General features: G+C 66.0%; 8 protein-coding genes. All 8 read right to left on the bottom strand.

The features are described from left to right. Positions 1 to 30: 30 nt before the first annotated feature. Genes sucD through HZB53_00130 form a run of 8 tightly spaced genes read right to left on the bottom strand, consistent with a single transcriptional unit; the run spans position 31 to position 12,860 of the window. Positions 31 to 903 (bottom strand): succinate--CoA ligase subunit alpha, encoded by an 873-nt coding sequence (sucD, locus tag HZB53_00165; GenBank protein MBI5876034.1) that lies wholly within the window; start codon positions 901 to 903, stop codon positions 31 to 33. A gap of 52 nt (positions 904 to 955) precedes the next feature. Next, positions 956 to 2,284 carry a M20/M25/M40 family metallo-hydrolase gene (locus tag HZB53_00160; GenBank protein ID MBI5876033.1) on the bottom strand — a complete coding sequence of 443 codons (1,329 nt, stop codon included), beginning with the start codon at positions 2,282 to 2,284 and terminating at the stop codon, positions 956 to 958. A gap of 6 nt (positions 2,285 to 2,290) precedes the next feature. Continuing rightward, positions 2,291 to 3,631 carry a M20/M25/M40 family metallo-hydrolase gene (locus HZB53_00155; protein ID MBI5876032.1) on the bottom strand — a complete coding sequence of 447 codons (1,341 nt, stop codon included), beginning with the start codon at positions 3,629 to 3,631 and terminating at the stop codon, positions 2,291 to 2,293. A gap of 41 nt (positions 3,632 to 3,672) precedes the next feature. After that, positions 3,673 to 5,004, bottom strand: a complete 1,332-nt coding sequence (locus HZB53_00150; protein ID MBI5876031.1) for a M20/M25/M40 family metallo-hydrolase — start codon at positions 5,002 to 5,004, stop codon at positions 3,673 to 3,675. 36 nt (positions 5,005 to 5,040) lie between these two features. Continuing rightward, the gene (sucC, locus tag HZB53_00145; GenBank protein ID MBI5876030.1) at positions 5,041 to 6,177 is read right to left on the bottom strand and encodes an ADP-forming succinate--CoA ligase subunit beta; all 1,137 of its coding nucleotides are present in this window, start codon (positions 6,175 to 6,177) and stop codon (positions 5,041 to 5,043) included. A 39-nt stretch (positions 6,178 to 6,216) separates the two neighbouring features. Next, positions 6,217 to 7,224 (bottom strand): flippase-like domain-containing protein, encoded by a 1,008-nt coding sequence (locus HZB53_00140; GenBank protein ID MBI5876029.1) that lies wholly within the window; start codon positions 7,222 to 7,224, stop codon positions 6,217 to 6,219. A 24-nt stretch (positions 7,225 to 7,248) separates the two neighbouring features. Beyond that, entirely contained in the window at positions 7,249 to 9,168 is a 1,920-nt protein-coding gene (locus tag HZB53_00135) for a glycosyltransferase family 39 protein (GenBank protein ID MBI5876028.1), read from the bottom strand. Beyond that, entirely contained in the window at positions 9,165 to 12,860 is a 3,696-nt protein-coding gene (locus HZB53_00130; protein MBI5876027.1) for a glycosyltransferase family 39 protein, read from the bottom strand. Before HZB53_00130 ends, HZB53_00135 begins: the two co-directional genes overlap by 4 nt. Positions 12,861 to 12,872 lie beyond the last annotated feature (12 nt).

Raw genomic sequence — 12,872 nt, 5'->3', positions numbered from 1 at the left:
CGGCCTGCCCGCTTTTTCGCATGCTCAACCCTAGATCGCGGCTGCGACCAGTTCCGCGACTTCGTCGGGATGCCGCGCGACTTTGGCGCCGACGGCGGTCAGCGCGGCGATTTTGTCCTTTGCCGTGCCGGCGCCGCCGCTGATGATCGCGCCGGCGTGCCCCATGCGCTTGCCCTCGGGCGCGGTCTGCCCGGCGATAAACGACACGATTGGCTTCTTGACGTACTCCCTGATGAACTGCGCGCCACGCTCCTCGTCGTTGCCGCCGATCTCGCCGATCATGACGATCAGCTCGGTCTTGGGATCGTCCTGGAACAGCCTGAGCGCGTCCACGAAGCGCGTGCCGATGACCGGGTCGCCACCGATGCCGAGTACCGTCGTCTGGCCGATGCCGCGCAGTGCCAGCGCATGCACGACCTCATATGTCAGGGTGCCGGAGCGCGAGACAAGGCCGACCGGGCCGGGCTTGCCGATCGAGTTTGGGATGATGCCGACCTTGCACTCGCCCATGGTCGTCAATCCGGGGCAGTTGGGTCCGATCAACCGCGCGCCCTTCAGGTCGACGAACGTCTTCGCGCGCAGCATGTCTTTCACTGGAATGCCCTCGGTGATACAGACAATCGTCTTGATGCCCGCGTCGGCTGCTTCCATGACCGAGTCGGCGGCGCCGCCGGCCGGCACGAAGATGACGCTCGCGTCGGCGCGGGTCGCGGCGACGGCGCTGGCCACCGTATTGAACACCGGCACCCGATCGTCGGCGGCACGCGAGCCGCCGCGGCCGGGAGTCACGCCGCCGACCACGTTGGTGCCGTAGGCCAGCATCTGGCGGGTGTGGAACTCGCCCTCGCGGCCGGTAACGCCCTGCACGATCAGACGGGTGTCCTTGTTGACGATGATGCTCATGAACTCTCCAGTGCTTTGTGTGATGAATCCGTTTGATGCACGACGGAGCCAATCAGGCCCGGCAGAACTCGCTGACGACCTCGTACAGCACCTGGGTCGCAAAGCCGAGTTTCTGCACGCTGACGCGCTCATTGTGGCCGTGCACGCCGCCCATGTCGTCGGCGTCGGCGATGCCGGGGCAGAAGCCGTACAGCTTCGTGCCCATCTGCGCATTGAAGCGCGCGTCGGTGCCGCCGGTGACCAGGAACGGCACGGTCACCGCGTCGGGCATATGCCTCTGCATGGTTGTTGCGATCAGCGCAAACAGCGGCGTGTCCGGGCTGGCTTCGATGCCGGTGCGGTCGCTGTGGAACTCCAGCTCGACGGAATCGCCGAGCACGGCGCGCACCTCGCGCTCCACGTCGGCGGCGTGCTGGCCGGGAACCACGCGGCAGTCAATGTCGGCCTCGGCCACGGACGGGATGACGTTGATCTTCGAACCGGCGCGCAGGATGGTCGGCGCGATCGAGTTGTGGAACTGCGAGTGCAGGATCGACTTCTGGCCGTCGGAAACCGGCAGGGCGGCGAGTGTCGCCGTGAACGTCTCGGGCTTGAGCAGTCCGAGCAGGGCGTTGCCGGCCGGTCCCACCGCGCGCGCGATCGACTCGATGTACGTGCGCATTGTAGCGGTCACGTGGATCGGCAACTCGGCCTGTCCGAGCTTCTCCAGCGCGGCGGACAATTTCAGCACCGCGTTGTCCTTGTGCGGCTGGCTGGCGTGGCCCGGCGTGCCGCGTGCGCGCACGGTGAACTGTGCGCCGCCTTTTTCGCCGGTCTGAACCACGACGAACGTCTTGCCGAAGATGGTCACCGTGTTGCCGCCAAACTCGGTGATGCCGTATTCGGCATCGATCAGGTCGCGGTGGTGCTCCATCATCCAGGCGGCGCCCATGCGCCCGCCCATCTCCTCGTCCGCGTTGATCTCCAGGATCACGTCGCGCGCCAGCGGCACATTCAGGCGCTTGAGGAGGATGAACGTCATGATCTCGACGGCGTCGATGCCCTTCATGTCGAGCGTGCCGCGCCCGTACAGATAGCCGTCATGGATCTCGCCGCCGAACGGCGGGTGGTCCCACTTCTCGGCTTCGACCGGCACGACGTCCACATGGCCCATCAGGATGAACGGTCGCTGCGAGCCGTTGCCCTTGAGGCGCGCGATCAAGTTGGCGCGGCCCGGCGCCGATTCCAGGATCGTGGACTCGATGCCTTCCTTGCGCAGCAGAGCGGCGATGTAGTCCACGCAGGCGCGCTCGTTGCCCGGCGGGTTGGTGGTGTCGAAGCGAATCAGCCCTTGCAGCAGCCGCACGGACTCTTCGCGAATGGCATTCCAGTCGGTGGTCATGGTGTTTTATGCTCCGCAGAACTCTTTGGTCACGTTGTACAGCACTTTCACGCCGAACTCCAGGTCGCTGATCGCCACGCGCTCGTCGTGGCCGTGGATGCGGTCGTACTCGGTGATCGGCGAGAGCGCCGGCGTGAAGCCGAAGATCTGCGTGCCGAGCTTGACCTGGAAGCGCCCGTCGGTGCCGACGGTGTGCAGGAACGGCAGCAACACGGCGTCGGACGCGGCCGCCTGCATGTGCTTGTCCATCAATTTCCACAGCTCGGACTGGGTCGCCTCGACCTGCTCGACGCCCTTCGACTGAATCTCCGAGCGGAACTCGATCTCAATCTCGTCGCCAACGACCGCCTGCACTTCGCGGCGCACGTCCTCGCGCGTCTGGCCGGGCACGGCGCGGCAGTCCACATGGCACTCGGCCAGCGAGGGAATCACGTTGACCTTGGTGCCGGCGCTCAGGATCGTTGGCGCCATCGAGTTGTGAAACTGCGAGTGCAGCATCTTCTTCATGCTGGCGTGGACCGGCAGCGCGTTCAGCGTCTCGACGAATGTCGCGTTGTCCAGCAGGCCGTACCAGATCTCGCCTTCCGGCCCGGCGGCGCGCGCGATGGTCTCCACATACTGGCGCATAGTGGGCGAGACGTGAATCGGGCGCTCCACGGACCCGAGCCGCTTCAGGGCGCGGACCAGCTTGAGCACCGGGTTGTCGTCGTGCGGCATCGAGCCGTGGCCCGGCGTGCCATGCGCGCGCAGGTAGAATCCCGAACCGGCTTTTTCGCCAGTCTGCACCATAAAGAAGCGCTTGCCCGCGAACTCGAAGGCGTTGCCGCCCAGTTCGGTGACGCCGGCGGCAGCGGTAATCAGGTCCGGATGCTGTTCCTGCATGAACTGCGCGCCCCATTTGCCGCCGATTTCCTCGTCGGCGTTGAGCATGAAGATCACGTCGCGCGCGAGCGGCACTTTTTCGCGGTGCAGCAGCAGCAGCACCATCATCTGGATGACATCGATGTTCTTCATGTCGAGCGCGCCGCGCCCGTACACGAAGCCGTCTTTGACAATGCCGCCGAACGGCTCGACCGTCCATTTGTCGCGCTCGACGGGCACGACGTCGACGTGGCCCATCATCATGAACGGCGCTTTGCTGCCGTTGCCCTTCAGTCGCGCCACCAGGTTGCCGCGGGTGGGCTTGGACTCGATCAGTGTGGACTCGATGCCGTTGCGGCGCAGGACCGCCGCGACGTGCTCGAGGCACGGCGTTTCGTTGCCCGGCGGGTTGGTGGTGTCGAAGCGGATCAGGTCCTGCAGCAGCGCGGTCGTCTCTTCGCGCACGGAATCCCATTGAATGGTCATGTGGCGTCGGTCTCGCGGGTAGGTAGGATGTGCCGGCGCGCCTACTCGGCGCAGAACTCCGACACGATGCCGTACATCGCTTTCAACCCGAACAACAGGTCGTCGACATGAATGCGCTCGTTGTGAGCGTGCACGCGGTCGCCCTCAGCCGGCGCGGCGTTGCTGGCGCAGAAGCCGTACACCTGCGTGCCCAGCTTGGTCTGGTGCCGCGCGTCTGTGCCGCCCACAACCAGCTTTGGCAGCAACTGCGCGCCCGGCACGTAACGGCCCATGACCGTCTGGATCTTGTCGAACAGCGGCGAGTCGGGCTTGGCCTCGATGCCGGGGGTGTTGCCGGTCACCTCGAACTCCACCGACGACGGCAGCACGGCGCGCAGTTCCGCGCGGAACTGGTCATGCGTGACGCCGGGGATAATACGCGAGTCGACCAGCGCCTCGGCATAGGAAGGGATCACGTTGGTCTTGGCGCCGGCCTGCAGAATCGTCGGCACGGTCGTGTTGTGGAACGTGGCGATCAACTGGCGGCGCATGCCGTAGTCGATCGGCAGGCGGTCGAGCGTGCTCCAGAACGCCTTCGGGTCGAGCAGACCGAGCCATTCCTCGCCGTCCGGGCCGAGTTGGCGCGCGATGCCCTCGACGTATGCGCGGGCGGTCGCCGTGGTGTGGTGCGGCAGGTGCGCCTGGCCCAGCGTGTCGATGGCGCCGGCCAGGTGCAGGATCGCGTTGTCGTTGTGCGGCTGGCTGGCGTGCCCCGGTGTACCACGTGCGCGCACGACAAAGCGCGAGTTACCTTTCTCGCCGGTCTGGCACTCGATGAACTTGCGGCCGCCGATGTCAAACACGTCGCCGCCGCCTTCGTTCAGGCCGTACTCGGCACGGATCAGGTCGGGGTGGTTCTCGACCATCCACTTGGCGCCGTAGATGCCGCCCGCTTCCTCGTCGGCGTTGGCCATGAAGATGATGTCGCGCTTGAGCGGCACGCCGAGGCGCTTCAGCAGCATGAAGATCATCAACTCGATCGCCACGACATTCTTCATGTCCTTGGCGCCGCGCCCGTACAGGAAGCCGTCGTGGATTTCCGCGCCGAACGGCGGGTGAATCCACTGGGTTTCCTCGACCGGCACCACATCCACGTGACCCATCATGAGGAACGGCTTACGCGCGCCATTGCCGGGAATGCGCGCCACCAGATTGCCGCGTCCGGGCGCGGACTCCAGGATGACCGAATCGACGCCCTCACGCTTCAGCGTTTCGGCGATGAACTGCACAGCCAGGATTTCATTGCCCGGTGGGTTAGTCGTGTTGAGCCGCAGCAGCGACTGCAGCAATTGGACTGCCTCGGCCTGCGTGGCCTGCTCGTTGAAAGATGCCAAAGGACGCCTCTCGTCGAATGATGTAAGGACGGCCGCTCAGACGCGCTTCGAAGCGGCGATCGCCTTCTGCGCCGCCTCGGAGAGCGTTGTCGCCGTTTCCATGTTGGCCGACGCCAGGATGGCGCGGCCTTCGGCTTCGTTGGTGCCCACCAGGCGTACCACCATCGGGACCTTGGTGTTGATCTGCCCGAGCGCCTGCACGATGCCGCGCGCGACTTCGTCACAGCGAGTGATGCCGCCGAAGATATTGAACAACACCGCGTTGACCGACGCATCGGACAGGATGATGCGCAGCGCCGCCGCCACCTTGTCAGCTTGCGCGCCGCCGCCGATGTCGAGGAAGTTGGCCGGCGCGCCGCCGAAGTACTTGATCACGTCCATGGTCGCCATCGCGAGGCCCGCGCCGTTGACCATGCAGCCGATTGTGCCATCCAGCTTTACATACGACAGGTCGTGCCGGCGTGCTTCCATCTCGGCCACATCCTCGGCGCCCACGTCGCGCAGGGCGGCCAGGTCCGGATGCCGCGGCAGTGCGTTGTCGTCAATCACTATCTTGCCGTCGAGCGCCATCAGGTGCCCGTCGCCGAGCACGGCGAGCGGGTTGATCTCGGCGAGCGTGGCGTCGCTGGACATCACGGCATTCGACAGGCCTTTGGCGATGACGGCAAACTCTTTGACCAGCGCCGGGTCGAGCCCGATGCCGAAGGCGATCTGCTTGGCCTGGAAGTCGGCCAACCCGAGCGACGGGTCGAGCGGGATACGCACGATCTTGTCCGGCGCTGTGCGGGCCACTTCCTCGATATCCATGCCGCCGGCGGCCGACGAGATCATCACCAGCCGCTCGATGGCCCGGTCCAGCACGACGCCGAGGTAGATTTCCTGTTTGATGTTGGCCGCAGGGTCGATCAATACCTGCTCGACCTTGAAGCCCTTGATGCTCATGCCGAGAATCTGCGTCGCGTATGCCTGCGCCTCTTCGGGTGTCTTCGCGACTTTGACGCCGCCGGCCTTGCCGCGCCCGCCGGTCAGGACCTGCGCCTTGACGACAACGCGCCCGCCGAGTTGCTTGGCGGCGGCATATGCTTCATCGGGACTTTGTGCGAGTTCGCCCTGCGGGGTGGGGATGCCGTACTGAGAGAAGATTCGTTTGGACTGGTATTCGTGAAGGTTCAATGGGGCCTCCTCTGGTTGCCTTTGCAATTATACCGCATTTTACTCTTTGCTGTCACCTGCCGAGCGCAGCAACTCAAAGGCGGACAACCCCTCGCGCCACAAGGCCCACGCGCCCAACACGACAATGGCCGCCAACTGGACGGCGTGGCCGACGACGGTGAGGCTGAGCGCGACCGCCGGCTCGACGTTGAACGCGCCGAGCGCGGCCACGCCAAAGCCCTCGATCGTCGCGACATAACCGGGCGGCGACGGCACCAGCGTGGCCAGATTCAGCACGACCGCATAGAAGCTCGACGCGGCAGCGAAGGTCGGGGGTGGCATGTGCACGTTGAAAGCGACGAACAGGATCGCGTAGGTGCCGATCTCTATCAGCCACGCAAGCGCGGTGCCGAGCAGGATGCCGGCCAGATGGCCCGGCGAGCGCAGCGCGACGTAGCCGCGCACAAACGCCTCGGCCAGGGTGGTTGCGCGGCTGGCAATCGCCTGCGGCAGGCGCGCCGTGACGATGCCGAGCAGCCTCAGCGAGAAACGCTCGCTCACGATCAGCATCACGAGGCCGCACAGCGCGATGCCGAAGAGCAGTGTGGCGATCCGCGTGAAGTCCTCGACCCAGCCGGGCAGGCCGGGATATAGCGCGCCGACCAGTCCGAGCAGCGCCATGATGCCGACACCGTCCAGCACGCGCTCGACGACCACGGTGGCCAGCAAGGTCGAGCGGCTGATCTGCTCGCGCACGCCCAGCACATGCGCGCGCACCAGTTCGCCGATGCGCAGCGGGACGAGCACGTTCCATGCGAATCCGATAATCAGCACCGGAAAGATCGTGGCGAACGGCACGCGCTTGACCGGATCGATCAGCAGTTGCCAGCGCCAGGCGCGTGCGGCGTAGCCGCTGAAGGCGACCAGCAGCGCGGGCACGACGAGCCGATAGTCGGCTGCGGCCAGCGCGGCCAGCAGTTGTTCGCCGCTGACATCCTTCACGGCAAAGTATGTGGCGATCAGTGCGACGGCGACGCCCATCAGAATAGTGAGACGCTGGCGGTTCATGCGTTGTGTTTGGCGATAGGCCGATCAGCGCCGGGCGATGTGGTAAGCCGCCAACACGAGCCGGCCGAGCGGGTCGACGACATCGTTCAGCGTGCCAGGATACTGTGCCTGGATCACCTTCAGGTCGTTCAGCCGGTCCGGCACGGCCAGTATGAGCGCGCCCCGACTCGGATCGATTGACACGTCGGCTGCGTTCTTGGGATCACTGAACGTGATGCCTGGGGCCAGGTACTTGATCGCGCCATGATTGGAATATAGCACCGGTCGTCCCATCAATACGATCGCTGTGCCCTCCGGCTCGGCGCGCGCCAGGCGTGCAACCGTGATCGCCTCGCGCCCCTGTGCGCCGTTGGCGTACTGGCGGAAGTAGAGATCGATGTTGAGCCAGGTGAGCACGGCGACCACCGACAGCAACACGCCCAGCGCGCCGGCTCTCCACATGATCGCTGCGACCGGACGCACGCGCAGCGAAGCCACGGCGTTCCAGGCCGCAGACAGGCCCAAGGCGCCGAACAGGCAGGTGGTTGGCAACATAACCGTCAGGCGTTGCGCCGAAGGCGCGTCGATCGTCAACACGCCGCCGAAGAATAGCCCGAGCGTGAACCACACGACGAGCGCGAAGCTGGCAAAGCGCGGCGTTTGCGACGCGGCGATTCCGAGCCCGATCCAGAACAGGATGCTCATGATGGGGTCCAGGCCGGGAATGTTTTGGAAATAGAAGCCGCCCGCATCGCCGCCGCGCACGAAGAGACGAAGATTGTGGTTCATCTGAGTCGCCAGCACCAGCGGCCAGTCGCCTGATAGCGTGCCGGGCCGTCCCAACACGTGCGCGATGTTGTCGTCGCGCAGCACGCTGACGAACGAGACGCGGTCGATGAAGACATCCAGGTGCGTGGCGAAGTAGGCGCCAAGCGGCGCAAAGGCGATCAACACGGCCGCCGCCATGACGATCGCCTGGCGCAGGGTGGCGCGGCGCGTAAAGAGCATGTGCAGCACCAGCGGCGCGGCAACGATCGGCATGACCCGCGACGCGAAGTAGAAGTACTGTCCGAGGCCCATCGCCAGACCAGCCACCGCAAATGTGGACCAGCGATTGTCCGGCTCTTTATTGCTGCCCGCGACCGCCAACGCGGCCATCATCACCAGCATGAAGAGAACCGACTCGATGAACACAAAGCCGAGCCGGCTGTAGTGGATCTGCATGTGCGCGACCGCCATCAGCCACGCCGCGCCCAGCCCGCCCGCGACGCCCCACCCCTGACGGCCGATGACGTAAATGAGCGGTATGCATGCCGTCCCGGCGATCACCGACAGCATGCGCAAGCCGAACTCGTCAACGCCGAAGATGGCGAGCGACGCGGCTTGCAGATAGTTGAGCACGTAGGGCAGGCTGAAGAAGGGCGAGGCCTCAAATAGTGGCGGCGTAACGCCGGACAGAATGCCGCGGGCGATGACACCCATCTCGCCTTCGTCGCCGTGCATGATCGGCGGCATCTCCTGCACGTTCCATGCGCGCAGGCCGAAAGCGATCAACGCGATGAGCGTGACGCACGCAATTTCAGCGATGGCGCGCTTGCCGGGCATCTGTAAAGAGTGCAGTCCGATGTGATCATGGACGCCGGCCGCGACGCCGACCAGTATCAACGCGCCGAGCCACAGGTAGTTCGCGACGGCTGCGGCTGGCTCAATTTGGCTGATCAGTGCCGCGCTCGCGCTGGCAACTGCGGCAAGAGCAATTAGTAATACCGGCGTGCGGCTGTTGAGTGTGGTATCTGCGCGAAAGGTCCTCAATGCTTGGCGACCACTGGCCTCGGACGAAGGCGCAGTTGCGATCGCCGCGACGAGCGCGGCGGCGATCATCACCAGCAGGTCGTCGGCGACGTATCCCATGGCCGCCAGAGCGAGCGCACCCGCCATCCCCGCCGCGCGGCGCAGCGGCGTCACCGGATCTCCCATTTCTGGAGACGGTTATTGCCGGTATCGGCGACCCACACGATATTGCGGTTCACCCGGATGCCGGTCGGCAAGCGCAGTTGTCCCAGCGCCGACCCCGGCCCGCCCCACTCAGCGAGCAGTGTGCCATCGCGTGCGAACCGCTGTATCTTGTGCGGTTCCGGTGCGGTCACCAGTAGTGTGCCATCCGGCGCCAGCGCGATGTGCGGCCCGTTGAATGGATTGGCCAGCGGAATGGCGAAGTCAAGCAGGAAGCGGCCGTCCGGGTTGAACACCTCAATGCGCTTGTTGGGCACGTCGGTGGCAAACAGATAGCCGGACGCATCGGCCGCCGCGGAACTCGGCTCGATGAACTGGCCGCGCCCGGTGCCGCGCGTTCCGAACACCTGCAGGCGCTGGCCGTCCGGCGCGAGCTTGACGATGCGCGAGCCGCCCGTGTCCGCCACGTACAGATTGCCGGCTTCGTCGACCGACAGGCCGCGCGGGTGGAAGAACTGCTGCGGCGGCCCGCCGATGCGTCCGAGCGGGTGCCCGTCGCGATCAAAACGGTAGAGCCAGCCTTCGGCCGAGTCCAGCACGACAATCGTGCCATCGGGCGCTGCCGCCACATCGAACGGCTCCACGAACGCGGTTTCGCCGCCCGTGATCGCGCCCAGGTACTTACCCTCAGCGTCGAGCATCTGCACGCGACGATTGCCGGCATCGGCGACGTACAACCGCCCGTCGTCGCCAACCGCCACGGCGCGTGGCTCTTTGAACTGGCTGGGCCCGGTGCCCTCGGAGCCAATCACGGCGACGGGCGCCAGCAGCATGGGGCTGACCGGCGCGGACGGGACGCCCGTGCCGCCCGGCGGCACCGGCAGCGACGACGGCGCATTCAGCGCGGCGATCTCGGCGGCGGTCGGGTAGCGGCCCATCGGCGGCGACAGGTAGCGCGACGGCACGACCTCGCGACGGCCGCTGGGCGGCGTCCAGTACAGGTAGATCTGCGTGTGCGATGTCTTGTCCGCGAAGCCGACGGCCAGATCGTGCCAGCCTACCGTCAGCGGGATAGTGCCCTCGATGGTCGCAGCGCCCGGGTTGTCTACAATCACCTGGCCGTCAATCGTCACTTGCGAATTGTCGCGCGAATCGGTCGCGATGCGGTATACGCCCGGCACCGGCGCGTACAGCTTCCCGGTCCACAGCACCGAGTAGGGGCGCGGCAGTGGGATATTGTGAAAGTAGAAGCTGATCTCGGGATCGACCTGCAGAAACTCCGGCTTGCCGTTCCAGTCGCCGTTGGCGTAATACGCGCCAAGCAGTCCACTGTTGGACACGGGCGCGCGGAAGAGCAGTGACGCGGGTACCGGCGTCATCGCGGTATGGCCCGATGGCTGCCAGTGCAGCGTACCTCGCAGCACGCCCGGCGGCACGCGCACGCGCACGGCGTGGTTGCCCTTCGCCAGCGTCACCGCGCCGGCGCCGGCCGGGTTTTCGTCTACGAAGATCTCCGCGCTCGGCGCGCCGTCCATCGCAAACTGGTAGGCGTCGTAGTCGGCGACGTGTAGCGTGGCGCGAAACTCGGCGGTGAAGGTGCCGGTGAGCGGCGTCGAGCGCGTCCAGTCGAACGACAGCGTGGACAATGCCTCCTCGCGGGCCGGCGTTCCGGCTGGTTCGCCCCGGTAGTAGCGCACCGCCACGCCCTGTACGGCTTGCAGGTCGCCCGGCGACAGCGTAATCGCGTACACGGCCGCGTTGTCGCTATTGGGCGGGCGAATTTCACGGAAGTCAGCGCCCGGATAGTAAAGCCGTGCGGAGTCGTAGGTTGCCTTAAGCAGCGGGTCCAGCAAGAGCACGACGCCGCGCTGCGCATCGTGTACCAGCGGCAGGCGATCATTGACGGTCCACTGTGCGTAGTCACGCACATCCGGCGCGACAAAGCGCAGGGTCGGATGATTGGCCCACAGCGAGGTGACGATCAGATCGTAGTCGCCGCCGAGGCGCTGCATCTCTTGCGCGGTGACCGTCTCCGGGCCGGAGAAGGCCGTCCACACATCGGCGTTATTGCGCTGGCGATCGTAGAACGTGCTCAGGTTCAATGCGCCGATAGCGGCCAGCAGCAGAATACCCGCGACGTTAAAGAGCGCCAGGATGGGCGCGGCGGTTGGGCGAGATGCGAACAGCCGCTGTATCTCCGCGCCTACGGCCATCAGCGGCAACGCGACGAAGTAGACCACGGCGGGCATGACGCCGATGGAGCGCAGCGCCTGCGGCGCTTCGAAATCCACCGTCAGCACGCCGCCCATCAGCATCACGCCGAACACCGATAGGTTCAGCAGATTGGGCAGGTCTCTGGCGCGGCGCAAGGCGAGCGCGAACCCGAGCACCGCGAGCGCGCCCATCAGCGGGTCGAGCAGCGGCTCGTTCGGCAGGTTGTGCCGCCCGTTGCGGTCGCCCTGCACGTTGAACATCAGCATATGCTTGCTGAAGTTGCTCCAGAGCGCCTTCAGCAGGTCGGGCTCGTCGCGCCGCTCGAAGATCGACACGGTCGCCGTGCGCGCGAAAAACACGTCGCTGTACTGGACGGCAAACTGGATGAGCGGTGTGGTCGCGACCACCAGCCCGACGACGAAGACGAACACGGCCGGGGCCGCGAACTGTTTGAGCGCGGCGCGTTCGCGCCCTGGGGCGTCGGTGCGACGGTGTCGCATGAAGCTAATTGCCGCCGCGACCAGTAGGAACCCGGCCAATGCGAACGGAAACAGGCGAAACGGCGTGTAGAACGCCAGCCCGAAACCGAGCGCCAGCCCGGCGGCGGCCACGTCGCTGAGTGACCGGCGCTCCAGAGTGCGGTCGAAGAAATACAGCACTAGCAGCTCGTAGAACGGGGTTGTGACGCCATGTAGCGCGATGCGCGAGAACGACAGGTCGTAGCGCATGACGGCAAACAGCGCCGCCGCGAGCAGGCCGCCGCGCACGCCAAACCAGCGGCGAAATACGAAGAAGGCCAGGCCGGCCGTCGCCACGCCGAACGCGGTGGTGACGAAACGCATCGATGTGGTGCTGACGCCGAACAGCCGGAACGACAGCGTCAGCAGGTACGCAAAGTGCGCCGGGAGGGTATCGGACTCGATGAAAATCGGCCGGTACCCGGGGTCGTTTAGGATGCGCGCCGCACCGTTGCCATTGAACGCCTCGTCGTACCACGTGCCCTGTGGCCACTCGTCAATCTGCCAGAGGCGGGCGAGCGACGCGACGACGAGGATCACCAGCAGCGCGGCGACGACCATGCGTCGCGACGGCTCGCCGGGCGCCGGTTCGCGCGCGGTAAGCCGGAGCCGGCGCGCGAATGCGGCGGCGAAGAGGACGACCGCCGCGCCGTGTGCCAGCCATGCGGCGGGCTGGCGGGCGGGCGACGCGAACAGCGCGAAGCTGGCCGCGCTGACCAGCAACGCGGCCGCGATTAAGCCCATCTGCCACCGCGCGAGGCTGGGCGCCGGAACCCAGTCAGCGGTCAGCGGACCAACGGCGATGCGCGCAGGCGCCAGATGACTCAGCGCCGGCAGAAACAGAACCAGCGCCAGCGCATACAAAAGCGCGCCCTCGGTCATTGCGCCAGCGCCGATCTGCACCTGCGCTTGCCACGCGACAACGAGCGCTGCCAGCGCGACCGCGAGCCGTTTGAGAGTGCGCGGAGGCATGGAGCCCTGTTG

It is taken from the genome of Chloroflexota bacterium (assembly GCA_016235055.1).
GTDB lineage: Bacteria > Chloroflexota > Anaerolineae > JACRMK01 > JACRMK01 > JACRMK01.
The sequence above is the reverse complement of the archived record's forward strand: the minus strand, read 5'-3'. Positions and strand labels throughout refer to the sequence as shown.